General features: G+C 41.0%; 24 protein-coding genes and 1 riboswitch. Of the genes, 19 read left to right on the top strand and 5 right to left on the bottom strand.

Translation table 11 applies throughout. The features are described from left to right. Positions 1-4 precede the first annotated feature (4 nt). On the bottom strand, positions 5-367 hold the full coding sequence (locus NU887_RS06730) for a response regulator transcription factor (RefSeq protein ID WP_258422607.1): 363 nt from the start codon (positions 365-367) through the stop codon (positions 5-7). Between the two features lie 253 nt (positions 368-620). On the opposite strand from NU887_RS06730, the gene NU887_RS06725 reads away from it, so the two are divergent. The 4 genes from NU887_RS06725 to NU887_RS06710 all read left to right on the top strand — a co-directional run bounded on the left by NU887_RS06725 (position 621) and on the right by NU887_RS06710 (position 5,500). Next, entirely contained in the window at positions 621-2,318 is a 1,698-nt protein-coding gene (locus NU887_RS06725) for an amidohydrolase family protein (protein ID WP_338080983.1), read from the top strand. A 19-nt stretch (positions 2,319-2,337) separates the two neighbouring features. Then, the gene (locus tag NU887_RS06720) at positions 2,338-3,720 is read left to right on the top strand and encodes an amidohydrolase family protein (protein ID WP_258422605.1); all 1,383 of its coding nucleotides are present in this window, start codon (positions 2,338-2,340) and stop codon (positions 3,718-3,720) included. A 31-nt stretch (positions 3,721-3,751) separates the two neighbouring features. Beyond that, a complete protein-coding gene (locus NU887_RS06715) occupies positions 3,752-5,053 on the top strand; it encodes an amidohydrolase family protein (protein ID WP_258422604.1) in 1,302 nt (433 codons plus the stop codon). A gap of 123 nt (positions 5,054-5,176) precedes the next feature. Beyond that, the gene (locus NU887_RS06710; RefSeq protein WP_258422603.1) at positions 5,177-5,500 is read left to right on the top strand and encodes a YbjQ family protein; all 324 of its coding nucleotides are present in this window, start codon (positions 5,177-5,179) and stop codon (positions 5,498-5,500) included. Here the strand turns inward: NU887_RS06710 and NU887_RS06705 are convergent. Further along, positions 5,497-6,453 (bottom strand): DUF4097 domain-containing protein, encoded by a 957-nt coding sequence (locus NU887_RS06705; protein WP_258422602.1) that lies wholly within the window; start codon positions 6,451-6,453, stop codon positions 5,497-5,499. The genes NU887_RS06710 and NU887_RS06705 overlap by 4 nt on opposite strands. A gap of 294 nt (positions 6,454-6,747) precedes the next feature. Continuing rightward, positions 6,748-6,855, top strand: a riboswitch (SAM riboswitch). Positions 6,856-7,043: 188 nt separating this feature from the next. Between NU887_RS06705 and NU887_RS06700 the strand changes: the two genes are divergently transcribed. After that, positions 7,044-8,342, top strand: a complete 1,299-nt coding sequence (locus tag NU887_RS06700; RefSeq protein ID WP_258422601.1) for an O-acetylhomoserine aminocarboxypropyltransferase/cysteine synthase family protein — start codon at positions 7,044-7,046, stop codon at positions 8,340-8,342. A gap of 45 nt (positions 8,343-8,387) precedes the next feature. After that, positions 8,388-9,443 carry a homoserine O-acetyltransferase family protein gene (locus tag NU887_RS06695; RefSeq protein WP_258422600.1) on the top strand — a complete coding sequence of 352 codons (1,056 nt, stop codon included), beginning with the start codon at positions 8,388-8,390 and terminating at the stop codon, positions 9,441-9,443. Positions 9,444-9,492: 49 nt separating this feature from the next. Here the strand turns inward: NU887_RS06695 and NU887_RS06690 are convergent, their stop codons facing one another. Then, positions 9,493-10,632, bottom strand: coding sequence for a DUF4221 domain-containing protein (locus tag NU887_RS06690; RefSeq protein WP_258422599.1), 1,140 nt, complete (start codon positions 10,630-10,632; stop codon positions 9,493-9,495). Between the two features lie 173 nt (positions 10,633-10,805). Here NU887_RS06690 and NU887_RS06685 point away from each other — a divergent pair, with 173 nt between their 5' ends. Further along, positions 10,806-11,195 carry a VOC family protein gene (locus NU887_RS06685; RefSeq protein ID WP_258422598.1) on the top strand — a complete coding sequence of 130 codons (390 nt, stop codon included), beginning with the start codon at positions 10,806-10,808 and terminating at the stop codon, positions 11,193-11,195. A 70-nt stretch (positions 11,196-11,265) separates the two neighbouring features. On the opposite strand, the gene NU887_RS06680 is transcribed toward NU887_RS06685, so the two are convergent. Together NU887_RS06680 and NU887_RS06675 are read right to left on the bottom strand one after the other, a co-directional pair. Further along, positions 11,266-11,829, bottom strand: a complete 564-nt coding sequence (locus tag NU887_RS06680; protein WP_258422597.1) for a hypothetical protein — start codon at positions 11,827-11,829, stop codon at positions 11,266-11,268. A 94-nt stretch (positions 11,830-11,923) separates the two neighbouring features. Then, entirely contained in the window at positions 11,924-12,367 is a 444-nt protein-coding gene (locus NU887_RS06675; protein ID WP_258422596.1) for a DUF2147 domain-containing protein, read from the bottom strand. A gap of 112 nt (positions 12,368-12,479) precedes the next feature. On the opposite strand from NU887_RS06675, the gene pdeM reads away from it, so the two are divergent. The 12 genes from pdeM (at position 12,480) to NU887_RS06615 (ending at position 24,473) form a co-directional block, all read left to right on the top strand. Next, positions 12,480-13,154 (top strand): ligase-associated DNA damage response endonuclease PdeM, encoded by a 675-nt coding sequence (gene pdeM, locus NU887_RS06670; protein ID WP_258422595.1) that lies wholly within the window; start codon positions 12,480-12,482, stop codon positions 13,152-13,154. A gap of 51 nt (positions 13,155-13,205) precedes the next feature. Beyond that, positions 13,206-14,096, top strand: coding sequence for a cell division protein FtsX (locus NU887_RS06665; protein WP_258422594.1), 891 nt, complete (start codon positions 13,206-13,208; stop codon positions 14,094-14,096). Position 14,097: 1 nt separating this feature from the next. After that, a complete protein-coding gene (locus NU887_RS06660) occupies positions 14,098-14,307 on the top strand; it encodes a DUF3098 domain-containing protein (protein ID WP_258422593.1) in 210 nt (69 codons plus the stop codon). 3 nt (positions 14,308-14,310) lie between these two features. Continuing rightward, a complete protein-coding gene (locus tag NU887_RS06655) occupies positions 14,311-15,105 on the top strand; it encodes an undecaprenyl-diphosphate phosphatase (protein ID WP_258422592.1) in 795 nt (264 codons plus the stop codon). A 1-nt stretch (position 15,106) separates the two neighbouring features. Then, positions 15,107-15,790, top strand: a complete 684-nt coding sequence (gene truB, locus NU887_RS06650) for a tRNA pseudouridine(55) synthase TruB (protein WP_258422591.1) — start codon at positions 15,107-15,109, stop codon at positions 15,788-15,790. Then, positions 15,777-16,709 (top strand): bifunctional riboflavin kinase/FAD synthetase, encoded by a 933-nt coding sequence (locus NU887_RS06645; RefSeq protein WP_258422590.1) that lies wholly within the window; start codon positions 15,777-15,779, stop codon positions 16,707-16,709. Before truB ends, NU887_RS06645 begins: the two co-directional genes overlap by 14 nt. Positions 16,710-16,728: 19 nt before the next feature. After that, positions 16,729-17,427, top strand: a complete 699-nt coding sequence (locus NU887_RS06640; RefSeq protein ID WP_258422589.1) for a CoA transferase subunit A — start codon at positions 16,729-16,731, stop codon at positions 17,425-17,427. A gap of 154 nt (positions 17,428-17,581) precedes the next feature. Beyond that, positions 17,582-18,241, top strand: coding sequence for a 3-oxoacid CoA-transferase subunit B (locus tag NU887_RS06635; RefSeq protein WP_258422588.1), 660 nt, complete (start codon positions 17,582-17,584; stop codon positions 18,239-18,241). Positions 18,242-18,349: 108 nt separating this feature from the next. Continuing rightward, complete coding sequence (gldC, locus tag NU887_RS06630; protein WP_258422587.1) at positions 18,350-18,694, top strand: gliding motility protein GldC; 345 nt, start codon at positions 18,350-18,352, stop codon at positions 18,692-18,694. Positions 18,695-18,973: 279 nt separating this feature from the next. Further along, positions 18,974-21,937: a TonB-dependent receptor gene (locus NU887_RS06625; RefSeq protein WP_258422586.1), complete on the top strand. Its 2,964-nt coding sequence runs from the start codon at positions 18,974-18,976 to the stop codon at positions 21,935-21,937. Between the two features lie 167 nt (positions 21,938-22,104). Then, entirely contained in the window at positions 22,105-23,856 is a 1,752-nt protein-coding gene (locus NU887_RS06620) for a SulP family inorganic anion transporter (protein ID WP_258422585.1), read from the top strand. Continuing rightward, on the top strand, positions 23,856-24,473 hold the full coding sequence (locus NU887_RS06615; RefSeq protein ID WP_258422584.1) for a carbonic anhydrase: 618 nt from the start codon (positions 23,856-23,858) through the stop codon (positions 24,471-24,473). The genes NU887_RS06620 and NU887_RS06615 overlap by 1 nt, the downstream gene beginning before the upstream one ends. The last annotated feature ends 12 nt before the right edge of the window (positions 24,474-24,485 follow it).

Genomic DNA, 24,485 nt, shown 5'->3' with positions numbered 1-24,485 from the left:
CCATTTAGTTATTGATTAATCTGCGAACACGCACTGCAAGTTCATTTGGATTAAATGGTTTTGGGACAAAATCAGAAACACCAAGATTAAAAGCTTCCATCACAGTGCTTTCTTCTTCTCCTAGAGAGCTTAAAACGATGATAGGCACTTTAGGATATACTTTCCGGGCATGGTTTATGATTTCAATTCCTGTCTTGAAAGGAATCATCACATCGGTGATAATCAAGTCCGGTTCAGAAGCATCTATGGCATCCATTCCGGTCAAGCCATCCTCAGCCATTGTCACATGGTATCCATCTTTTTTAAGTCTAAAGTTCAACAGACTGGATATAAGTCTATCGTCCTCGATGATTAGGATATTCTTCATTTTTTTCAATCTTTTGGGTGATAAGAGATTTAAATATAGAAGTAAAAAAAATAAAAAAACAAGCCTTGAAACTCTCGAAAAATTGAAAAAATTCTATGAAAAAATACAATAGGATTAAAATGTATTACATAAAAAAATATTTGCCGTTCCTAACCGTTTATGGGTTTTAAAAAAAATAAATTTTTTTTGAAAAAATTTCTTTTGTTAGCTTACTCACTGAACAATTCTATCATTTCAAGCAAACAATATGATTATGAACCCTAAGATTCAGGTATTCAAACATGTATTGGTTTTGGCTCTTTTTCTTTCCTTTCAAAATATCAAAGCGCAAAGCGATCCAAGCGGAGAAAAAAGAGTAACAGGAACCATTGCCTTCAAGAATGCCACAATCACAACATCACCCGGAAAAACCATCCCAAACAGTACGGTTTTGATCAAAAACGGACTTATTGAGGCTATTGGCACCAACATCACCATACCAAAAGAGGCGCAGGTAATATTGGCAGACTCATTATTTATCTATCCGGGATTCATTGACGGAGCAAGTAGTGCAGGTGTTGGAAAATTTGCAGACCCCGAAAAACCTGCAAACTTCAATCCCGCCAATCCTCCTGACGAAATGGCGGGTATTACTCCTTGGAGAAATGTGATTGACGTTTTTGATAACAAAAATAACCAGATTAATGATTGGAGAAAGAGTGGTTTCACCATCGCACAATTAATCCCCGATGGTGGAATGATTTCAGGAAAGACTGCCGTAGTAGTTTTTGGAAACCAATCCTCCACCAATATTTTATCACAAAATTCTGCCTTATCAGTAAAATTCCAAGGAGCAAGAGGAAGCTCAAGGGTCTACCCGGGAACACCACTCGGTGTCATGGCAAAATTCAGGGATGTGTACAAAAATACAGAGTTGGCTTCCAGACACAGTAAACTTTTTGCTTCCAATTCCGGACTTAACAGACCTGAAATTAACAAGACCTATGAGGCTTTATATCCGGTAGTTGATAAAAACATCCCGGTTTTGTTTGAAGTATCCGATGACATTGAAATCAGAAGAGCCCTTTCTTTGCAAAAAGAAAATGGATTCAGGCTGGTTTTATTGGGAGGTTCAAATTTTGAAAAAGTCATCAATGAAATCAAAAGTTCAAACGCCCAAGTATTGCTCTCTCTCAAATTGCCTGATGATAAGGTAACAAAAGCCAAGATGGAAGAATTGTCTGAGGAAATGCAGGCTAGAACCAAGAGAATTCAAGAGGCATACCAAAGCCAATTGAAGCAGGCATCATACTTGGAGTCAGCAGGAATACCTTTTGGATTTACATCTTCAGGATCGAAAAGCGGAGATACTTTCAAAAACCTTAGACTGATGGTAGAAAATGGCTTATCAGAAAATGCTGCCTTGGCGGCACTTACTATCAACACAGCTACCATCTTAGGCATCCAAAAATATGCAGGGACTTTGGAAAAAGGCAAACTGGCGAATATGATCATTTTAACGGCTCCGTTGTTGGACGAAGAAACACAGATTAAGCATGTGGTAGCTGACGGCTATATATTCGATTACGAAGTAAAAGCAAAGAAAAACGGGAATGGCGACAAGAACGGCAATAATGGAGCTATGGCGATTGATGGATTTTGGGAATATACCTCAGATACTCCGGCAGGAAGTTCTTCAGGCACTTTGGAAATCAAAAAAGAAGGAGACTCCTTCAAAGGAACCATCACGTACGACAATCCAGGTGGTAGTGGAAAAGCCAGTTCCGAAATGAAAAATATTACTCTTTCAGGCAGCAATTTGTCTTTTTCTTTTGATGTTGCGGCAGGAGGAATGTCTTTGGTTGTAAATGTAAGCGGTGAAGTAAACGGGGATAGACTAACAGGCAACCTGTCACTCTCAGAATATGGAAGTTTTCCGATGAATGCTACCAAAAAACCTAAATCATTTTAAAAGCTAATCACCAGAAATCATGAAAAAGATAATTTATATCATAGCGGCTGCAATGGTGATGGGTTGGAATCCGGCTAATTCCCAGACCCAAAAAGGATCTGTTTTGATCAAAAACGCCACTGTTCTTACTGTCACTAAGGGGACTTTAGAGGACACAGATGTACTAGTAGAAAATGGCATAATCAAAAAAATCGGCAAGGGACTTACCTCCTCAAATATTACCACCATTGATGCAAAAGGAAAATATTTGATGCCGGGAATCATTGATGCCCATTCCCATGTGGCTTTAGATGCGGTAAATGAAGGTACGGCTCCCATTACCTCAGAGGTAAGGATGGCAGATGTGATTGATCCATATGATATCGGTTTGTACCGTGCACTCGCCGGCGGGGTGACGGTTTCACACGCCATGCATGGTTCTGCCAATGCCATCGGAGGACAAAACATTACCCTCAAACACAGGTATGGTTCTGGCAATCCCGATGACCTTATCATGAAAGATGCTGCAAGGACAATTAAATTTGCACTCGGGGAAAACCCTACAAGGGTACACGGAAGAGGCAACGGGATCCAGCCCAGATCAAGAATGGGTGTGGAAGCGGTGATCAGAAACGGCTTCAACGAAGCGATACAATACAAAAAGTCATGGGAAGACTACAACAATGCACTCAAAGTAAAAGGAGCAACCCCTGTGCCTCCAAAATTCAGTGAAAGGCTTCAAACACTTTCGGAGATCCTTGATGGCAAAATCATCATCCACTGCCACTCCTACAGAGCGGATGAAATCTATATGCTGATCAATGTCTGTAGGGAGTTTGGTATTACCAATATCGTTTTCTCCCACGTCAATGAAGGCTTTAAGGTAGCTCCAGAATTGGCAGCTTATACAATGGGAGCTTCTGTTTTTGCTGATTGGTGGGCGTACAAGTTTGAGGTGTATTATTCCACGGCATACAATGCCGCTATATTGACCCAAAACGGTGTCATCACTTCTATCAATTCAGATTCCGGTGAATTGATCCGTCACCTGTACCATGAGGCAGGAAAAGCACAACGGTATGGCGAATTGACAGACGAGCAAACCTTGGCCCTGATCACCATCAATCCTGCCAAACAACTTGGAATTGCGGACAAGGTAGGTTCCATCGAAGAAGGCAAACAGGCTGATTTGGTCATTTTCAACGATCATCCACTTTCAGTTTATGCTATCCCTCAGATGACTTTTGTGGATGGTGTCAAATATTTTGACATAAATGAGGATCCCAATGACATGAGATTGAGAGTATCTGCTACAGAATCCATTGAACCCATATTCCTTAAAGAACATGATCATAAGTGTATGCATGGGGTAGATTTCTTCTTTACCAATTTTGGTAGAAGCTTATTTGACCACGAACACTAAAATCTAAATGGAAGATCAAAACATACTGAAGATGAAGAAGATAAATCAAATCATATTTACAGTCGCTTTATTGGTTCTCCCATTTTTGGCACAAGCCCAATTTGACGGAGAGTTTATCAAGCCTAGAAACGGCAGATTTTTGCTGCAAAACGCAACCATTGTCACTGTAACGAAAGGAAATATTGAAAATGGAAGTGTCCTTATTTCCAATGGGAAAATAGAAGCCGTCGGAAAAAACATCCCGGCGGGAGATGCGGAAGTCATAGACTGCACAGGACATTATATCTATCCTGGAATGTTTGACGGGGGAAGCAGGCTTGGATTGGTTGAGGTTAATTCTGTGCCTGAAACACAGGATTATGCCGAAATTGGTCAAGTTACACCCAATATGCAGGCTATTGTAGCAGTAAACCCAAACTCTGTAGCCATTCCGGTGACAAGGGTAAGCGGTGTCACCACCACATTGGCCGTCCCTTCAGGAGGAATATTCCCGGGAACGGCAGCCCTTATAAACCTCAATGGCTATACTGCTGATCAAATGTATGCAGGCTTCAAAGGTGTTGTCATGAATTTTCCTTCCTCTGCACGTCGCAGTACTTGGGATAGAAGGAGTGATGAGGACATCAAAAAAGATGCTGAAAAAGCTGAAAAAACGCTCAATGAAATTTGGGAAAGGGCTGTCACTTTTCATCAGCTGAAGCAGGCCAATGCCACTTTGGATTACTATCCTGAAATGGAGCAATTGGCAAAAGTTATTGCAGGAGAATTGCCTTTACTTGTCGAAGTAAATGCTGCCTCTGACATCACTTTAGCAATAGAGTGGATCCAGTCTAAAAACGTAAAGGCTATATTGACCGGTGTTGCAGAAGGTTGGAGAGTTGCCGACAAAATCGCTGCCTCCAAAATCCCAGTGATCACAGGGCCCATGCTTTCGATCCCGACGAGGAATTCTGACCGTTTTGATGCAGCCTATACCAATCCAGGCAAAATGGCCAAAGCAGGTGTGAAAGTGGTCATCCGGTCCAATGATGCCGAAAACACAAGAAACCTACCTTTTAATGCAGGTTTTGCGGCTGCTTATGGAATGGGCAAAGAAGAGGCTTTAAAAGCTGTTACGATCAATGCCGCCGAGGTATTCGGCGTTGCAGATCGAATGGGTTCCATTGAGCAGGGAAAAGATGCCACGCTGTTTGTTTCCACGGGAGATCCTTTTGAAACCAAAACTCAAATCAGGCATGTATTCATAGACGGTTACAGGGTACCGATGAGCAACAGGCATATCAAGCTGTATCAGGAGTTTTTACAGCGATCACCAGGACTAAAAGAAAATTGATTTGATCCAAAATCAAACCGCAGCCCGAAAAGCTGCGGTTTATTTTTTTGTTAACTTGCTGAAAATAGAGATATCCAATTGTCTTGGAATCCGTAAGAATGTTGAATCATAAACCATAAAAAAATGATAGTAAGTACTACACCAAGTCTAGAGGGATATAAAATTACTGCTTACCTCGGCATTGTTTCAGGCGAAACCATTATAGGTGCCAATGTTTTCAAAGATTTTTTTGCAAGTATAACAGATATTGTGGGTGGCCGTTCAGGTGCCTATGAGCAGGTTTTGCGGGAGGCAAAAGCCACTGCCATGTCCGAAATGGAAATGCAGGCAAGGGCTTTTGGCGCAACCGCAATAGTGGGGATCGACTTGGATTATGAGACTATCAGAGATGGAATGCTGATGGTAACAGCTGCAGGCACAGCAGTCAAGATTGAGAAAAACTTCTAATTCACAATTTCAATTTTCCCTGAGCTCACTTCACCCCGGATGGTATTGGGTGATCCGTTGTTGATCACAAGATTTCCTGAAGTCAGACTGTCTCCTACCCTGACCAAACCGCATCCTGAGCTGATGTTGAAATTAAAATCTTTTAAATTACTCACAGATTGAATGTAGATGTTTCCTGAAGAGGCTTTAAGAGAAGTTGCCGAACCCAATCCTGTCTCTGTGGCAAACAATTGACCGGATGACAAGGAAGCTTTTCCTAAAGCCTTTACTTTTGACAATTCAATTTTTCCTGAGCTGACAGAAACATTGACCATCCCATTGATGTCAATTAGTTTTGTTTGACCACTTGAACCTTCCACATCGATATTTCCCTCGATACGCAACAATTCAAGGTTGCCTGAAGAAACCAAAGCCGACACTTTACCTGTGATATCCTCCCCGTATATTTTACCGGAGGAAGAATTAAGGGTAATTAAGGTTGAACTGATATTCTTGGCAAAGATTTCCCCCGATCCAACAAGTAAATTAGTCTCAGTACTCACCACATCCTTTGCACTTACTTTTCCTGAACCTGATTCGAGGTCCAAAATCATCGCTTTTGGTCCTTTCAACCTGATAAAACCTTCTGTTCTGAGGTTTCCAGAAAGTCCACTGTTTGTTTTTACTTCGATTTTAAGTTTGCTGCCGTCGATGACATTGAAAACTATTTCATGCCTCTTGTCAGAGTTGGACCTAAGTAAAGCATCCAATGAAACATCTTGTTTTCCGGTTTCCCCTTGGTATTCAACTTCCAAAAAAGCTCCGTCTACTTCTACAGAAGTGATGCCGCTGAAGTCTTGGTTGATTTCTGAAACTGTAGAAAGGTTGTTGTCCAAACAGGAATTGAGACTTCCAAGGGCAAAAAGCCCCAAAACGATGACATAAAATCTTGATTTCAACTTAATAGTATTCATGATAATTAAATTTATTTGTTGGTTTGATTTAGTTTTTTCTATTCAGCGTCATTGTATTTAGATAGAAACATATTTTTGATTTCTCTCTTTTATCTAAGACAAACCAACTTGGAATCACCCCTATTCGGAATCAAAAAAAATTTGAGAAACGGTAATTAATTCCATTTTAATTAGGGCAAATGAAAATGCTTGAAGTTTTTCCAAAAAAACTAATTGCAAAATAATCTTCAAGATATTTTGCAATTGACATCAGAGGCGTATTAATTTGTACTGTCCTTTCACTTTTTGTGTGGGGATTTATAAAGAAGAGGTAAGAGACAGGCTCTGTGACCCTCTGGCAACCAGGAAAATCCAAGGTGCCAAATCCTGCCAGGTAAAATTTATTTCCTGGAAATATAAATTCTTAACATTATGGATCAATTCCTTTTCAAACATCCCTTCGTTTTAAGATACACGCCATCAGTTTTGGGTGAAATTTTGCGCACCTTTCCGTATTCGGAACTAATTTTTTTCTTTTACCAAACCAAAAGGTTTAAATTTAATCCTTTCAAAATCTAAAATTTTTAATAACACCATAAACCAGAGATACCATGTCAAATTATCGTTTCGAAACTTTGCAATTGCACGCAGGACAGGTTCCAGATCCTACCACCAATTCCCGTGCAGTACCCATTTACCAGACTACATCTTATGTGTTCAATTCCGCAGAACACGGGGCTAACCTTTTTGCCTTAAAAGAATTCGGGAACATTTATACAAGGATCATGAATCCTACTACAGATGTTTTCGAACAACGAATTGCTGCTTTGGAAGGTGGGGTGGCAGCCTTGGCTACTGCATCCGGACAGGCCGCACAGTTTTTAGCCTTGAACAACATCTTACAGACCGGAGAAAACTTTGTTTCAACTTCTTTCCTTTACGGAGGTACCTACAATCAATTTAAGGTAGCATTCAAAAGAATCGGCATTGAAGCACGATTTGCCAAAGGCAATGACCCGAAGGAATTTGAAAAGCTGATTGATGAGAAGACCAAAGCCATCTATCTGGAGACTATCGGTAATCCTGAATTTAACATTCCTGATTTTGAAGCTATTGCCGCCATGGCAAAAAAACATGACCTGCCTGTCATTGTGGACAATACCTTTGGTGCCGGCGGCTACTTGTTTCAGCCACTGAAGCATGGCGCCAATATCGTCACTGCCTCTGCCACCAAATGGATCGGCGGACATGGTACTTCCATCGGTGGTGTGATTGTAGATGGAGGAAATTACAACTGGGGCAACGGAAAATATCCTCAATTCACAGAACCATCTGAAGGTTATCACGGGATGAAATTTTGGGAAGTATTCGGAGAAAATAACCCATTGGGTCTTCCAAATATGGCCTTTATCATCCGTGCAAGGACTGAAGGTCTGAGAGATTTTGGACCGGCCTTGAGCCCTTTCAACTCTTTTTTATTAATTCAAGGATTGGAAACTTTATCCCTTAGGGTCCAAAGAACAGTAGACAATGCACTCGCCATTGCACAATGGCTAGAGGCCCATCCTAAAGTGCAAAAGGTGAATTATCCGGGTTTGAAATCTTCTCCTTACCATGAACTTGCCAAGAAATACCTGAGAAATGGCTTCGGTGGGGTTTTGAGTTTTGAATTGAAAGGAGATAAAGAAAGCACCTCCAACTTTATCAACAACCTCAAGTTGATCTCCCACCTTGCCAATGTCGGTGATGCCAAAACATTGATCATCCAACCTGCCGCGACCACCCATCAGCAGCTGAGTGAATCAGAACAAGCCGCTGCGGGTGTCACTCCTACCCTTTTGAGGATTTCGTTGGGTATTGAGCATATTGAAGATATCAAAGCCGATTTAGAACAAGCTTTCAACAGTTAAAAATATCAGGCCAAGTAGCCTGAGAAGAATTTCAATAGTAAAGTAATGAATGTAGCAAGCAACTACCTGATTATTGATATGGCGCAAGAAACGTACACGCATGAGGACGTATTTGACCTGGAGTCCGGAGAGTCTCTTCCCGGATTCCAACTGGCTTATACCACCCAAGGACGTCTGACCACAGCAAAAGACAATGTCATCTGGGTCATCCATGCGCTCACCGGAGATGCCAAAGTCCAAGAATGGTGGAACGGGATGGTCGGAGAAGATAAGTTTTATGACCCAAGCAAGTATTTTATCGTTTGCGCCAACTTACTGGGTTCTTGCTACGGTTCGAGCAGTCCCCTCTCAGAAAATCCCCTGACAGGCAAACCTTACTACTATGATTTCCCTAACCTCAGCACAAGAGATATGGCGAGATCGCTTGACCATCTCAGAGAATATCTTGGAATCAATACCATCAATACGGTCATTGGAGGTTCGCTAGGTGGACAGGTAGCTATCGAGTGGGCTTACCTTCTTCAACATCAGGTCAAAAACACCATCATCCTTGCATCCAATGCGAAGACTTCCCCCTGGACCATAGGCTTCAATGAAACCCAAAGAATGGCGATCGAGTCCGATTGTACCTGGGGAGAAAACCATGCAGATGCAGGCAAAAAAGGGATGGAAGCCGCAAGGGCCATTGCGATGCTTTCTTACAGACATCCTGAGGATTTTGCCCTTAAGCAAAGCGATACTGAAGAAAAACTTGACAACTTCCGCATTTCCTCCTACCTCAGGTATCAGGGCCAAAAACTCGGGAATAGGTTCAACGCATTTTCCTATTGGGTGCTGAGCAAAGCTATGGACAGTCATGACTTAGGACGCGGACGCGGAGGAACGGAAAAAGTACTCCAACAAATTCCTTCCAAAGTGTTGGCAATCGGCGTAGACCGGGATTTATTGTTCCTCAAAGAAGAATCCCAATTCATATCACGGCATGTTCCCAAAGGGACGTACAGAGAAATCCAATCTCCCTACGGCCACGATGCTTTTCTAATCGAATATGGGCAGTTGCAGTATATTTTGAAGGGATTTTACCTAGAGAATAATGGGTAATTGCACTTATAGATTTTGAATGAAAAGGGATTCTGCAAAAACAGGTCCCTTATTTTTTTATCTCTATCAATTGAAACCTTATAAAATCTTCAGAAAGTGCAGGATTGTCCGGATGGTCTGTACAAATCCAAATCCCCTCCTCGTCTTCAAAAATGTATTGCCCATTATACCTATTCGGTTCCAATTCCATTTCGCCGACTTTGTTGAATTCCTTATCCAAAAAAACCAATCCCCACTTTGAAGCCAAAAAAGAACCTGTTTCAAACACGTTTTCAGGGACATCCTCAAATTTTGCGACCCTTACCATCAGCTCCAGATTTTTGAAATAAAAAAGGTCAGTATAGATATCCACATGGTTTATGATTTTCATAATCTCGGGCATGTCTTCAAACATATTGGGAGATTTGGATATCGGCGGATCGTTAGGGAAAGCAGAATGTCCTGCAAACGATGAAACAATTTCTCCCTCTTTTAACCGGTAAATATTCCTGAAATTCATGTTGATCACAGGCATGTCGTCAGGCCCCAAAGACAGCAAAGGAAAGATTGACTTGTTGAGATTATCTCCCACAAATTCCTCAGGAAAGTAACTTACCGGTGTAAATGTTTTACTAAGGGTATCATACCTAATGAGGTTAGGGATTTCAGTCAATTCCTTAGGAGTCACCGATGTCCATGCAAATACCATTGGAAAGGCAGGAAAGTAAAAGCCGTCCTTCGCCAAGGTGAAGATATTAGAGAATAAACTGATTCCATTTTCTTCCAATCCCTCTACATTGATCGGTGTTTTTTGGAGCAAGTTTCCGTCACCGTCAAATTTGAAAAGTGTATTGATCCCCGCAGTCAGGTAAATCACATCGGGGCTTTCGATAAAAAGACCTGCAATATTGTTCCCGACACCGGCAGGACCCTCTTCTTCAAACTTGATGGTTTTGAGCAGGCGGTTTTCAGGGATGGAATAGGTCAAAAGTTGCTTGGTTTTGTAATCGAATAGAAAAAAATACTTGTCCTCAATGGACTGAAAATACAAATCCAAATGCCCGATATCCGGTGGCAATGGAAAAGTTTTGAATTTTTCAGTGACCACAAACTCGAGTTCAGTTTTAGCTTCCTTCTTTTCTGGAGCTGAACATGACCAAAATAGGAGCAAAAACAAAAGAAAGTAATTAATGGGATGCAGGTATTTCATAGGATTGGATTAAACTAACAAGACAGCATATTGAAATCAAAAAACAGCGTAGTCCAAATCCAATTAGATAATTTCATTTACCATTTATTCCAAAAAACCGAAAGGTTAAAAAAGTATAGTTCACTCCTCCACATTTATCTTTCTGCGGCATTTGTTTTTTTGTAGCTTCTGTAATGAAATATACCCAAATCAAGGAAACCTGCCTGTACGTCACAGACTTGGATCTGGCAGAAAATTTTTACGGCCAAATCCTTGAAATGCCCATCATATCCAAAGTGGCAGACAGACATATTTTTTTTCGTTGCGGCAGTTCTGTGTTGCTGTGTTTCCTGCCTGAGGTAACAAAATTTGAAAAGACATTGCCTCCACATTATGCTTACGGAAAGCAGCATTTGGCATTTGAGGTAAGTAAGAGAGATTACCTTAAGGCCAAATCCAACCTACTCGAAAAAGGAATCACCCTCACCCACGAGCAGGAATGGAACCACGGATTGAAAAGTTTTTATTTCGACGATCCTTTTGGAAATGTATTGGAGATTGTGCCGGTGGGGATTTGGGAATAAGAAAATTGGAAAAACTTATCTGGTCTTTCCCTGACAGATTTCTATGGATTTGAACTTGATTTTCAATAATTCAATTTTCATTAAGGCTTTTGATGAATTTGACAATATCCTGCCGGGAAACATCCTCCAACTTCTCCAATGCTTCAGGATCATTTTCAAAAAAAACTTCCAACTTCTTTTTCCAACCACTGACTCCGCTGACAAAAAAATCTATTGAATCCCCATTTTCATCAAACAATATATAATATGAAGTCGTGACAGTCACGCCTTTGGTGGTCGAATTGATATTTTGGATGTATAACTTGTAGGGGTCTCCTTTTTCCACCAACTTGTAAAATCCTGTTTCGACTTTTATTCCCCTATCTACAAACAAATAATCAAACGGCACACCGACCTGATTGAAACCATAAGCAAAAACCTTTTTGTCTTTTGTTTTAAAAATCTTCTCCTCCCCTTCCTTCGTCACTATCGAGATTTGGGTTTTGTCAGTTCCTTTTGGCCCACCAAAAACAATTTTACAATTGATTGTATCTCTTTTGGCGAGAACGACATAGCCGTCTCTTAGCTCTTGGGCTTGCCCGTTTTTTGTAAAACACAAAAAGAGCGCGATAAATATGAAAACAACCTGTTTCATGTATGTGTAAAGGATTGAATGTATTGACGGTTAGTGGTTAAGTAAGGCGAAACTTTAATTGGCTCAAAATATACCTATCAGGAATAATTCACCGCTATTCCGCCTTGGTCCACTCCACTGTCCTTCCGATCATTGAAAAGCCTACAAAACCACGAACCTCAAGCGTCTTGTCATTTTTCTTTTTGATGATGCAGGAATAAGTTTTACCGTTTTTCGGATCATAAATGGTCCCATTTTCCCAAGTATCACCTGTGTGTTCGAAATTACTTAGCAGCTTCATCCCCATGATTGGCCTTGTCCGCTTGGCCTGGTCGGTGTTGTTTTTGTCTGTTTTGGGTTTGCCGTTCTCGGTTGGGTCTTTTAGCCAAACTATTTTGCCTGAATATTTGCTTCCTTCTTTGAAGATCTCTACTTGGGCGTCTTTTTCGGTATTGTACCATTTGCCTACAATGGCATCGGCAGATTGGGCTTGGACATTGATCCCAAATCCGACCATCAATAAAACGATAAATGACAAAATTGCTTTTTTCTGAGTCATGATGAAGTTATTTTTCAATCTCAATCGAATAATAATACTTTTACGGTGCTATTTCAATAGGGGATATTATTTTCTTCTAGAGTCCCTCCATTATCTGATCTAAATCCAACAGATGGAACCAAATCCAAAAGGTATTCAAATCATCCATTTCAATCAAAATAACTTGCAGCTTTTACCCGAAAAAGCTGTTTTCCTTCCCCAATTCGAATCATTGCTCATTGCTGACCCACATTTTGGCAAAGCTGCACATTTCAGAAAGGCCGGAATCCCGGTAACCGAAAAAGTACACATCCATGATTTTGTCAAAATCCAAAAACTGATTGAAAGACACGAGCCCACCGACATCTACTTTTTAGGAGACCTCTTTCACAGTGATTGGAATGAGTCTTGGAATGATCTTGAATTATTTGCAGGAAATTTCCCGGGTTGCCAGTTTCATTTGATCAAAGGCAACCACGACATACTTCCTGAGAGACTTTATCGTTCGGAAATATGGAAAGTCCACCCCGAATCTCTGATTTTGGGAGATTTTATCCTTACCCATGAACCAATGTATGAAGTTCCTGAAGGATTGTTCAATTTCTGTGGACATATCCATCCGGGGATTTCTCTCTATGGAACCGGTAGGCAGAGATTGACGCTTCCCTGCTTTTTCCTTTCGGGAAGGCAATTGATTCTTCCAGCATTTGGGAGGTTTACCGGATTGTATGGGATGAAATGTGAAAAAAGCGATCAGGCCTTTGCCGTGACGGACAAAAAAGTAATTCCTGTCAATTTCATGGAATAGGTTGGTTTAATTGGCCAAGCTGTTTAATTTTGAACCCATTAGAAAAAAAAGATGAGTACATATCCAAGGAAAAAAGCAAAACTGGGAAAATTCAAATTTGCATCAGTTCTTTTCAGCACTACCCTATCCTTGTTTATTTTGGGACTTTTTGGGGTGATTATTATTCAGGCCAAGACTTTGACCAAAATCATCCGGGAGAATATCGAAATCCAGGTTTTTTTGAACAAAAATGTCACTGAATCTGAGTTGAAGGCTATTGGCAAATCTTTTGAATCTAAGCCTTATGTATTACAATCAGGTGATTCGCTTGCCATTACATTTATCTCACAGGATGAGGCGGCAAAATCTTTCCTTGAGGATACAGGCGAAGATTTTACACAGTTTTTGGATGACAATCCACTGAGGGACAGCTATACAATCGCCATTGCGGAAGAATACCAAACCGCTGAGCAAATTGAAGAGATAGTCAAAGAAATCGAAGCCATGAACGGGGTTTTTGAAGTGACATACATGGAAGACCTGGTGGAATCAATAAACAAAAACCTCTTCAAAGTGGCCCTTGTTATGGGAGGGTTTATAATGATTTTGGTTTTTACTGTTGTGATGCTGATCAACAATACCATCAGGTTGGCACTATTTTCTCAGAGATTTTTGATCAGAAGTATGCAATTGGTTGGCGCTACGAGAGGATTTATCCGAAAACCTTTTTTGGGAAGGGCTTTTGTATTTGGAGTGTTATCAGGAATTATGGCTTCTGCCATCTTGCTTGGGATCATCGAATATACCAAGGCCAATATTGACGGATTTGCGTTGTTACAGGATTACAACTTGCTTTATGCCTTATTTGGTGGCTTGATCATTACAGGTATATTACTTTCGGTTTTAAGTACCTTGCAGGCGGTAAACAAATATTTAAACATGTCTTTAGACGAACTTTATTAATATGGACCAATCACCTTTTCCTTTTTCAAAGAAAAATTACCGATTGATGCTGATAGGAATCGGGATCATCATTTTGGGTTTTGTCATCATGGGTCTGGATTCTGAGCCACATGGCTTTGGTTTTCTTGGATTGACATTGGGTCCTATAGTTACTTTGGCAGGATTCATATTTCAGTTTTATGCGATTTTTGCCCATTCTGAAAAGAAATAATTTATGGAAATAATTGATGCGATCATTCTTGGAATCGTCCAAGGTCTGACCGAATTCTTGCCTGTATCCTCCAGTGGCCATCTTGAATTGGGATCGGTCATTCTCGGCAGTGACAAATTACCCGAAGAAAGTTTGTTGTTTACCGTGGTCCTTCATTTTGCCACGGCCTTGGCCACATTGGTGGTTTTCAGAAAGGACATTGTAGTGCTTTTGGAGGGATTATTGAAATTCAAATGGAACGAAGAAACCCAGTTTACCGTCAAAATCATCATTTCGATGATTCCCGCAGTGATTGTAGGCTTGTTCTTTGAAGAGCAGCTTGAGCAGTTTTTTGGAGGGAAAGTAGTTTTTGTCGGTTTTATGCTCCTTGTGACTGCAGTCTTGTTGTTTTTGGCAGATAAAGCAAAAAGTACAGAGAATGATGTGACATTCGGAAAAGCAGTTTTAGTGGGCCTTGCCCAAATGGTAGCCATGCTTCCAGGAATCTCTCGGTCAGGGGCTACGATTTCGAGTTCGGTACTTTTGGGAATCGATAAAAATAAAGCAGCACGATTTTCATTCCTGATGGTAGTCCCATTGATTTTCGGAAAAATTGCCAAGGACATCATGGATGGTGCATTGACTTACAATGAAGCTAGTTTTGGCTATTTGTCAGCCGGATTTGTTGCGGCTTTTATTGCTGGTTTTTTTGCATGTACTTGGATGATTTCTTTGGTCAGGAAAAGCAAACTGGTATATTTTTCGGTTTATTGTGCTATCGTTGGCCTGATTGCCATCTTCTCAGGCTTATATTTGTAACATGCAGGAAGAACCTTACGGTGAAGTATTCCTGATTGACAAACCTTATCAATGGACTTCCTTTGATGTAGTCAAGAAAGTCAGAAATGCTTTGAAAATAAAAAAGGTAGGACATGCCGGTACTTTGGATCCATTGGCGACAGGATTGCTGATTGTCTGTGCCGGAAAGAAAACCAAATCCATAGATTCCTACATGGCCCAAGAGAAAGAGTATACAGGCACCTTTATTTTGGGCAAAACCTCGGAAAGTTTTGACTTGGAAAAAGAAGTAACTGATGTCTCAGATCCCTCTGACATTACTTTTGACCTAGTCAAATCAGCCGTAGCCCAATTGACAGGTGATATCCTCCAAATTCCCCCCATGCACTCAGCCATCAAAGTCGACGGAAAAAGAGTATATGAATCTGCGAGAAAAGGCATTGAAGTGAAAATGGAAGCCAGGCCGGTAACAGTTTCTGAATTTGAAATTACATCATTTGAAAACCCTGAAGTCCAATTCAGAATAGTGTGCTCCAAAGGCACCTATATCCGTAGCCTCGCGAGAGACCTTGGGGAAATTTTGGGAGTGGGGGCATATATGTCCGCCTTGAGAAGAACAAGAATTGGTGATTTCAGTTTGAATGAAGCATCTCAATTGACTGACCTCATCGAAAAAATAAAAGCCAGACAGGATGAAAATCTATGAAGGTATAGAAGACTTCAGCCGAGTTCCCAATCCGGTAGTGACGATTGGGACTTTTGACGGAGTCCACCTAGGCCATCAAAAAATTCTCAAAAGAATACGGGCCATCGCTGACCAAATCGGTGGTGAAACGGTTATGATTACTTTTTGGCCACATCCAAGGCTAATCCTCCACCCCGAGGAACACAACCTCAGGTTGCTGACCACATTTGAAGAAAAAGCAAAATTACTCCGTGAATTTGGGATTGACCATTTGTTGACAATTCCCTTTACCAAAGAATTTTCGGAATTGACTTCGGAAGAATTTATCCAAACCATCCTGATTGATAAGATCCAAACCCGTAAATTGGTAATTGGATATGACCACCGTTTTGGAAGAAACAGGGAAGGGAGTTTTGAATACCTGAAAGAAAACATCGGTCGATACCACTTTGAATTGGAGGAAATCTCCCGTGAAGACGTCGATGATGTGGGCGTCTCTAGTACCAAAATCCGACAGGCATTGGAAGTAGGCGAAGTTCATATCGCCAATGAATTTCTTGGCAGACCGTATGAACTTAATGGCATCATCATCAAAGGGCAGCAGCTTGGCCGATCTATCGGATTTCCAACAGCCAATATCCATATTCCACACGATTACAAGCTGATTCCATGTGACGGGGCATATGCAGCGACTATTGACATAGAAAAAGTAACTTATTCCGGTATGCTCAACATCGGCAACCGACCTACCGTAAACGGAAGTAGCAGGACGATTGAAGCGCACTTGTTTGATTTCAATGGAGATTTATATGACAGGAGAGTGTGTGTCCATTTGAAATCTTACCTGAGACCTGAGATCAAATTTTCAGGTTTGGAGTCTCTCCAAGAGCAATTGGCCAAAGACAAGGAATTGGCAAGACAGATTTTGACCAAAGTATAAACCCAAAATAAATTTTTGTATGATCACAAAAACCGTTACGAATGCTGCAGAAGCCGTGAAGGACGTTTTCTCCGATTCGGTGCTGATGTTTGGAGGCTTTGGCCTCTGTGGAATTCCCGAAAACTGTATCCAAGCTTTGCTACAAAAAGACTTGCATGGACTCACCTGTATATCAAATAATGCCGGGGTGGATGATTTTGGAATCGGATTGATGCTCAAAAAGCGCATGGTCAAAAAGATGATTTCAAGCTATGTCGGTGAAAATGCCGAATTTGAGAGGCAACTGTTGAGTGGAGAATTAGAAGTTGACCTGATTCCTCAAGGAACCCTTGCTGAAAGAATCCGGGCAGGCGGCGCAGGAATTCCTGCGTTTTTTACACCTGCCGGAGTCGGAACAGAAGTCGCAGAAGGAAAGGAAATCAGGGAATTTGATGGAAAAATGTACCTGATGGAAAAAGGCCTGATAGCAGATTTTGCATTTGTCAAAGCATGGAAAGGAGATACTGCCGGGAATCTGATTTTCAAAGGAACTGCCAGAAACTTTAACCCCATGATGGCAACAGCCGGCAAAATCACAATCGCCGAAGTAGAAGAATTGGTTCCTGCCGGCCAACTCGATCCAAACCATATACACACCCCGGGTATTTATGTCCAAAGGATCTTCCAAGGTGAAGATTATGAAAAGAGAATCGAGCAAAGGACGGTGAGTAAAGGGTAGAAGTTTGAGACGAGATACGAGAAGCGAGAATCGAGAGAAAAGAGTTGCAGTAGAATTTCCACTTAAGATCGGACAATGAAAACCTGAGAACTTGGCAACGCGAAGCAGACAACTATTACAACAACTCCAACCATTACAACAAATTAAAACTCCCATGCTAGACAAAACCCAAATAGCTAAAAGAATAGCCCGAGAGGTCAAAAATGGACAATACATCAACCTTGGAATCGGTATTCCAACTTTGGTTGCCAATTATATTCCTGATAATCTCGAAGTGGTACTTCAGTCTGAAAACGGATTGTTGGGAATCGGCCCTTTTCCTACCGAAGACAAAATAGATCCGGACCTGATAAACGCCGGCAAGCAAACCATTACGGTGGTAAAAGGTTCTGCTTTGTTTAATTCCGCAGATTCATTTGCCATGATCCGTGGTGGACACGTCCATTTGACTATCCTTGGGGCGATGGAAGTTTCTGAAAACGGAGACATTGCCAACTGGAAAATCCCCGGAAAAATGGTCAAAGGAATGGGTGGGGCGATGGACTTGGTAGCTTCTGCCGAAAACATTATCGTGGCCATGCAGCATTGCAGCAAAGACGGACAGTCCAAATTACTAAAAGAATGTAGCCTTCCGATCACAGGAATCAAATGTGTAAAAAAAATCGTGACTGATCTTGCGGTTTTGGATGTGCTTCCAGGGGGAGGGTTCAAATTGCTAGAAAGAGCGCCTGGAGTAACTGTGAAAGAAATTATCAGTAAAACTGATGGCAAACTATTGGTCGAGGGGGAAATCCCCGAAATGGTTTTTGATTGAAAGACAAAATTTCATTTTCAACATATTATAGAAGAGACAAAATATTATTGAGTATTCAGGAACTTGCAAAGTCCTTTCCTAGTTTTGCATTGAAATTATCAAACCACGATGAAAAATTCAGAAATAAAATTCTCTATAAATCTTGACGATAAAAACCTTCCAAAATCCATTCAATGGGATGCTTCTGACAAGGAAGAAGAAGGATTTGAAACCACCAAAAGCATCAGCTTGAATGTTTGGGACAACCTAAATCAAAGTACCTTAAGAATTGACCTTTGGACTGAGGATATGTCTGTAGTAGAAATGAAAAGATTCTATATAGATATTTTGGGAGGAATGGGACAAACAATACTAAACAGTACAGGAGATGAATATATTTCCGAGGAAATCAAAACCCTTTGCGACAGGTTAGTCACCCATGTCAACGAAGAAAACAAAAAAACTTTGAAATAATCCAAACCCTGCATCACGGCAGGGTTTTTTTATTTTTTTTATCTGATTAGAAACATTAAAATTCAGCAAATCCTGATAAAAAATTAATAAACACTAAACTTTATTATTTTTTTGGCAATTTTCAGCGTCGAGAAACTCAATTGCCCATATTTATTGCAAAAAAATTGAATCTTAATTAAAATTTTTTTCGGCTAATTATATTGATAATTGGTAATTTAATCTAAATTTCAAACAAAAAATCTGCCCTCAAAATTATCAAATAACAAACCCAAAATACATATGCAAAAATTTACTAAAAACAGGTGGCAAGTTGTACTAATGCTGCTCATGATGGTTGCCTTCATTACTCCTGAGGTATTCGCGCAAACGACTACTATTTCTGGAAAAGTACTAGAGGAAGGTACAAAAGAAACCCTAGTTGGCGTCAACATTGTGGTCAAAGGAAAAGTGGTCGGCACGATCTCAGATTTAGATGGAAATTTCACCCTTCGGGTAAATCAAGCTCCTCCCCTTACTTTGATTTTTTCGATGGTAGGCTTTTCCAGCAAGGAAGTTGAAATCACGCAAGACAATGTATCAAACTTGGAGGTAAGCCTTGCTGAGGCTTCTATCCTAGGGCAGGAAATTGTTGTTTCAGCCTCCCGTGTAGAAGAAAGTGTTCTTCAATCTCCGGTCACCGTGGAAAGAATGGATATCATTTCTATCAGAGAGGCTCCTCAAGCAAGTTTCTATGATGGTTTGAACAACCTCAAAGGTGTAGAAATGAGTACCCAATCACTCACTTTCAAATCTTTCAATACAAGAGGTTTCAATGCAAACGGAAACGTGCGTACTGTTCAGATGATTGACGGTATGGACAACCAAGCTCCTGGATTAAACTTCTCTGTGGGTAACATTGCAGGTATCTCTGAATTGGATCTAGAAAGTCTTGAATTGCTTCCGGGAGCAGCTTCAGCCCTATATGGACCAAATGCCATTAATGGAATCTTGTTGCTCAACAGCAAAAATCCATTCCAGTACCAAGGACTATCGGTGCAGATGAAAGGCGGCTTGATGAGCGAAGGTTCCCGAACCAATCCATCCACAGGGTTTTATGACTTCTCCGCAAGATATGCCACCGCACTTAGCGACAAAGTAGCTATCAAAGTAAATGTCAGCTATCTGTCAGCTGATGATTGGCAAGCCAATGACTTCAGAGACCAATCTCTTTTGAATGGTTCGACTATTGAAAATGGCAGCAGAACAAACAACCCAGGATTTAACGGTGTCAACATCTACGGAGATGAAACCAACGTTAGCATGCAAAGTGTAGGTCAGTCTTTAGTGAATGCAGGATTGCTTCCATCAGCTGCTCTTGGTTTGATTCCGCAAAATACATTTGTATCCAGAACAGGTTATCTTGAAAGAGATGTGGCTGATTATAATACAAGGTCATTGAAATTGAATGCGGCTTTACATTGGAGAATCTCAGATAAGGTAGAAGCAATCTTCCAAGGTAACCAGGGTATGGGTACTACAGTCTATACCGGTGCAGATAGGTATTCTATTGCCAATTTTAAATTAGGTCAATACAAAGCTGAATTAAGAGGCTCAAACTGGTTTGTAAGAGCATATACTACTCAGGAAAGATCAGGTGATGCTTATGCAGTAGGTATTGCTGCCCAGGGTATCAATGAAGCATGGAAGCCAAGCACAACATGGTTTGGTCAATATGTGGGAACTTATGTAGGTGCAATATCACAGGGAGCTTCTCCTGACGCAGCACACGCAGCCGCAAGAGGTGCCGCTGATACAGGAAGATACCTTCCGGGCACACCTGAATTCAACCAAGCTTTGGCAGATGTGACTTCCAGGCCAATTCCAGGCGATCAGAATGGTGTGGGTGCAAGATTTGTGGACAAAACAAACCTTTACCACTATGAAGGTTCTTATAGCTTCAAGGACATCAAGTTTGCTGACTTTGTGGTGGGTGCCAATTTCAGAACTTACCAATTAAATTCTGAAAAGACCCTCTTTGCTACAGATGATGATGGGAATGAATTTACCATCCAAGAATATGGCGGATACGCTCAGGGTTCAAAAAGAATGATCAATGACAAATTGAAATTGACGGCTTCTATCCGTTATGATAAAAACGAGAACTTTGAAGGTCAGTGGTCACCAAGGGTTTCTGCTGTATATACTGCAGGACAACACAACTTCAGGGCATCTTATCAGACAGGCTTCAGGTTACCTACTACCCAAGATCAATTCATTGATTTGGTAACTCCTCAGGCAAGATTGATTGGCGGACTTCCATTGTTCAGAGAAAGATATAATTTCAACACAAACCCTGTATACTCTTTAGCCACTGTTACCCAATTTGGTGGAGCTGTACAACAATGGGCAGCAAATCCTGCAAACCAAGAGGCTGTTATGAAGGAAGTTCTAGGCCAATTCCCTCCAGGAACACCTCCTAATGACCCTGCAGTTTTAGATGTTTTCTCTCAGTTACTTCCTTTCCGTGCAGCCATGGCCAATCAAGACAAGAAAACAGAATACCAAGCAACAACTTTCAAACCTGAAATCGTGAAATCTTATGAGTTTGGCTACAAGTCTTTGGTGGCTAACAACAAACTCTTGATTGACGGATACTATTATTATAACAGATTTGAAAACTTCATTGGAGGTCAGGTATTGGTTCAGGACAGAAATCCAAGTGCCACCAATCCTGCGTCTTTCTCAGGACTAAATCTTTTGAGCGCCAATACCAGAAATGTGTATTCTATGCCTGTAAACAGGGAGGAAATCATCAAGTCTTATGGCTGGGCTTTGGGATTGGATTACCAGTTGCCTAAAGGCTATACCATCGGTGGTAACGTCTCCTTCAACAAACTGGACAACATAGATGATTTGGATGGCTTCCAGCCTTCATTCAACACGCCGGAATACAGAACTGTGTTCAACTTCGCAAATAGAGAAGTGATCAAAAACCTCGGTTTTGGTATCTCTTGGAGATGGCAGGATGAATTTGTATGGCAGTCTTCTTTCGTATCGAACACCGTTTCTACTCAGGGATTGTCTGTGATGCCTGCTTTCAGCATCTTCGATGCACAGGTAAGCTACAAAGTGAAATCTATCAAATCCATCATCAAAGTTGGAGGTACAAACTTACTTAACAGTGGCTACCGTCAGGCTTGGGGTAACCCAACCGTTGGATCCATGTACTTTGTATCCATTACATTTGATGAATTCCTGAATTAATCAAATACTAAAATTAAGTTCAAAGAGCCATCCCCAAAGGATGGCTTTTTTTATTGCGTAACAATCATCACAAATTCCAAGTCCATTTTTTTGGAATTTTGGGGATGATTTCAGGGCTAAATAAACAAGTCCTTGAATTTTGCTAACTTGAGAATAGAATTTCAGCTATGAAAAATAATTTCCTACAAAGTGTAAAAGGGTATATCCCTATCTTGGAATGGTTGCCAAACTACAAGAAATCCGACCTTCAGGGTGACCTCTCGGCAGGTCTAACGGTGGGCATCATGTTGATCCCACAGGGTATGGCTTATGCAATGCTTGCAGGATTGGAACCCATCCATGGACTTTATGCAGTGACTGTTCCTCTTATTTTATATGCCATATTTGGAACTTCAAGGCAATTGGCAGTAGGTCCGGTAGCGATGGTTTCCTTGCTTACGGCTGCCGGGATAGCTACGCTGAATGCATCATCTCCCGAACAATATTTACTTTATGCACTTTCTTTGGCCTTTTTGGTAGGTCTGATTCAGTTTGGTATGGGGCTTTTCAAATTGGGGTTTGTAGTCAATTTTCTCTCCCACCCTGTTATCAGCGGGTTTACCTCTGCTGCAGCCATTATCATTGGATTGAGCCAAATCAAGCATTTGTTTAGAATCAACCTTCCCAATTCAGAGCACATCCAAGAAATGATTGTTGCCATATACCAGAATATCGGTGATATCCATTGGATAACCTTTGGAATTGGTGTAGTCGGCATCATCATTATCAAATACGGAAAGAAAATCCATAAAAGCTTTCCAGCGCCTTTGGTGGCTGTCATAGTAGGTATTGCATTGGTTTCGGGATTTGACCTGACAAGCCAAGGAGTCAAAATCGTGGGTGATGTCCCAAGTGGATTACCTTCATTTTCAACTCCTTCTTTTGATTTGAACACTTGGAGAACGTTGATTCCAATAGCCTTGACCATTTCTTTGGTAGGCTTTGCAGAAAGCTTTGCGGTGGCAAAAACGATTCAGGCAAAACATAAAAACTATAGATTGAATGCCAATCAGGAATTGACCGCTTTGGGGATGGCTAATTTTGGGGCGGCCTTTTTCCAGGGATATCCTGTGACAGGGGGATTTTCCAGAACTGCCGTCAACAATGATGCAGGAGCCAAAACCACCCTTTCTTCTATCTTCAGTGCCATATTGATTGTACTTACGCTTTTGTTTTTTACAGGACTGTTTTATAACCTTCCAAGCGCTATTCTTGCAGCAGTAGTCCTTGTTGCTGTTTCAGGATTGATTGACTTCAAAGAACCTGTCCATTTATGGCACAAAGACAAAGCTGATTTCGCTATGTTGGTAGCCACTTTTGTGATCACATTGACTTTGGGGATTGAAACAGGAATTATCTCAGGTATGGTCTTATCCTTGTTGGTAATCATCTACAGGGCTTCAAGGCCCCACATTGCCCAACTCGGAAGAGTACCCGGCACTAATACTTTTAGAAACATCAGCAGATTCAAAAATCTCGAAGTAAGGGATGACTTATTGATGGTGAGGATTGATGGTCCGATATATTTTGCCAATGTGGAATTTATCAAAGACAAACTGGATCTGTGGATTACCGAAAAAGGAAAGAAAGTGAAAATGCTTGTTTTCAACATGGAAAGTGTCAGCAATATAGACAGTACAGGCGCCCATGAACTCAATGAGTGGATCAATACCTGGAGAAAATCCGGCATGGACATTTCAATGACAAGTATAAAAGGTCCTGTACGGGATGTATTGAATAGATGGGCACTTCTGGAAAGCGTAGGTTCGGACCATATCTTCTTGGACGACAATACAGCACTATCTGCTTTTGACCATGCCATCACGGAGGAAACATTGGAAAAATATTCATCCTACGCCACCCAAACCAATTCAAAGTAATGTGCGCGACCGATATCAACCACTACCTAGAAAATAACCAAAATTGGGTCAAAACTGTATTGTCCCAAAACGAAGAATATTTTGATGTCTTGAAAGAAGGTCAGCATCCTAAAGCACTTCTATTGGGATGTTCGGATAGCCGCGTTTCGCCTTCAATGGTTTTGGGTTCAGAACTTGGTGAACTTTTTATCCACCGGAATATCGCCAATGTTGTGTCACATACTGACCTCAATTTCCTTTCTGTAATGCAGTTTGCCGTAGAAAATCTCGGGGTTAGGGATATCATTGTCTATGGCCATTATGGATGCGGTGGAGTCAAAGCCGCCTATGAAAACAATTCAAACGGATTGATTGACAATTGGCTGGCAAACATCAAAGATGTAATCAGACACCATAAATCAGAATTGAACAGCATCGAAGACCAAAATACCAGACTTAACAGACTTGTTGAATTGAACGTCTTGGAACAAATAGAAAACATCAAACAGACTTCAATTTACAGACAGGCGATTGATTCAGGAAATAAGTTAAAGCTTTATGCATGGGTGTTTGATTTCAATACTGGAGTGGTACATGACCTGAAGAAGAAATATAACATCAAACCAAGCATCGTCTAAAAAAATAACCCA

The sequence above is a fragment of the Aquiflexum gelatinilyticum genome (genome assembly GCF_024741135.1).
Taxonomy (GTDB): domain Bacteria; phylum Bacteroidota; class Bacteroidia; order Cytophagales; family Cyclobacteriaceae; genus Cognataquiflexum; species Cognataquiflexum gelatinilyticum.
Note: the sequence above shows the minus strand (reverse complement) of the source record. Positions and strands in the feature narration are given on the sequence as shown.

What these genes read in the sequence shown, in the direction of transcription:
- NU887_RS06620 (WP_258422585.1), top strand. Translation starts at nt 22,105, where the DNA reads ATGAAAAATAATTTCCTACAAAGTGTAAAAGGGTATATCCCTATCTTG.
- NU887_RS06625 (WP_258422586.1), top strand. Translation starts at nt 18,974, where the DNA reads ATGCAAAAATTTACTAAAAACAGGTGGCAAGTTGTACTAATGCTGCTC.
- NU887_RS06665 (WP_258422594.1), top strand. Translation starts at nt 13,206, where the DNA reads ATGAGTACATATCCAAGGAAAAAAGCAAAACTGGGAAAATTCAAATTT.
- pdeM (WP_258422595.1), top strand. Translation starts at nt 12,480, where the DNA reads ATGGAACCAAATCCAAAAGGTATTCAAATCATCCATTTCAATCAAAAT.
- NU887_RS06690 (WP_258422599.1), bottom strand. Translation starts at nt 10,632, where the DNA reads ATGAAATACCTGCATCCCATTAATTACTTTCTTTTGTTTTTGCTCCTA.
- NU887_RS06655 (WP_258422592.1), top strand. Translation starts at nt 14,311, where the DNA reads ATGGAAATAATTGATGCGATCATTCTTGGAATCGTCCAAGGTCTGACC.
- NU887_RS06685 (WP_258422598.1), top strand. Translation starts at nt 10,806, where the DNA reads ATGAAATATACCCAAATCAAGGAAACCTGCCTGTACGTCACAGACTTG.
- NU887_RS06725 (WP_338080983.1), top strand. Translation starts at nt 621, where the DNA reads ATGAACCCTAAGATTCAGGTATTCAAACATGTATTGGTTTTGGCTCTT.
- NU887_RS06700 (WP_258422601.1), top strand. Translation starts at nt 7,044, where the DNA reads ATGTCAAATTATCGTTTCGAAACTTTGCAATTGCACGCAGGACAGGTT.
- NU887_RS06695 (WP_258422600.1), top strand. Translation starts at nt 8,388, where the DNA reads ATGAATGTAGCAAGCAACTACCTGATTATTGATATGGCGCAAGAAACG.
- NU887_RS06730 (WP_258422607.1), bottom strand. Translation starts at nt 367, where the DNA reads ATGAAGAATATCCTAATCATCGAGGACGATAGACTTATATCCAGTCTG.
- NU887_RS06715 (WP_258422604.1), top strand. Translation starts at nt 3,752, where the DNA reads ATGAAGAAGATAAATCAAATCATATTTACAGTCGCTTTATTGGTTCTC.
- truB (WP_258422591.1), top strand. Translation starts at nt 15,107, where the DNA reads ATGCAGGAAGAACCTTACGGTGAAGTATTCCTGATTGACAAACCTTAT.
- NU887_RS06645 (WP_258422590.1), top strand. Translation starts at nt 15,777, where the DNA reads ATGAAAATCTATGAAGGTATAGAAGACTTCAGCCGAGTTCCCAATCCG.
- NU887_RS06635 (WP_258422588.1), top strand. Translation starts at nt 17,582, where the DNA reads ATGCTAGACAAAACCCAAATAGCTAAAAGAATAGCCCGAGAGGTCAAA.
- NU887_RS06660 (WP_258422593.1), top strand. Translation starts at nt 14,098, where the DNA reads ATGGACCAATCACCTTTTCCTTTTTCAAAGAAAAATTACCGATTGATG.
- NU887_RS06710 (WP_258422603.1), top strand. Translation starts at nt 5,177, where the DNA reads ATGATAGTAAGTACTACACCAAGTCTAGAGGGATATAAAATTACTGCT.
- NU887_RS06705 (WP_258422602.1), bottom strand. Translation starts at nt 6,453, where the DNA reads ATGAATACTATTAAGTTGAAATCAAGATTTTATGTCATCGTTTTGGGG.
- gldC (WP_258422587.1), top strand. Translation starts at nt 18,350, where the DNA reads ATGAAAAATTCAGAAATAAAATTCTCTATAAATCTTGACGATAAAAAC.
- NU887_RS06720 (WP_258422605.1), top strand. Translation starts at nt 2,338, where the DNA reads ATGAAAAAGATAATTTATATCATAGCGGCTGCAATGGTGATGGGTTGG.
- NU887_RS06615 (WP_258422584.1), top strand. Translation starts at nt 23,856, where the DNA reads ATGTGCGCGACCGATATCAACCACTACCTAGAAAATAACCAAAATTGG.
- NU887_RS06680 (WP_258422597.1), bottom strand. Translation starts at nt 11,829, where the DNA reads ATGAAACAGGTTGTTTTCATATTTATCGCGCTCTTTTTGTGTTTTACA.
- NU887_RS06640 (WP_258422589.1), top strand. Translation starts at nt 16,729, where the DNA reads ATGATCACAAAAACCGTTACGAATGCTGCAGAAGCCGTGAAGGACGTT.
- NU887_RS06675 (WP_258422596.1), bottom strand. Translation starts at nt 12,367, where the DNA reads ATGACTCAGAAAAAAGCAATTTTGTCATTTATCGTTTTATTGATGGTC.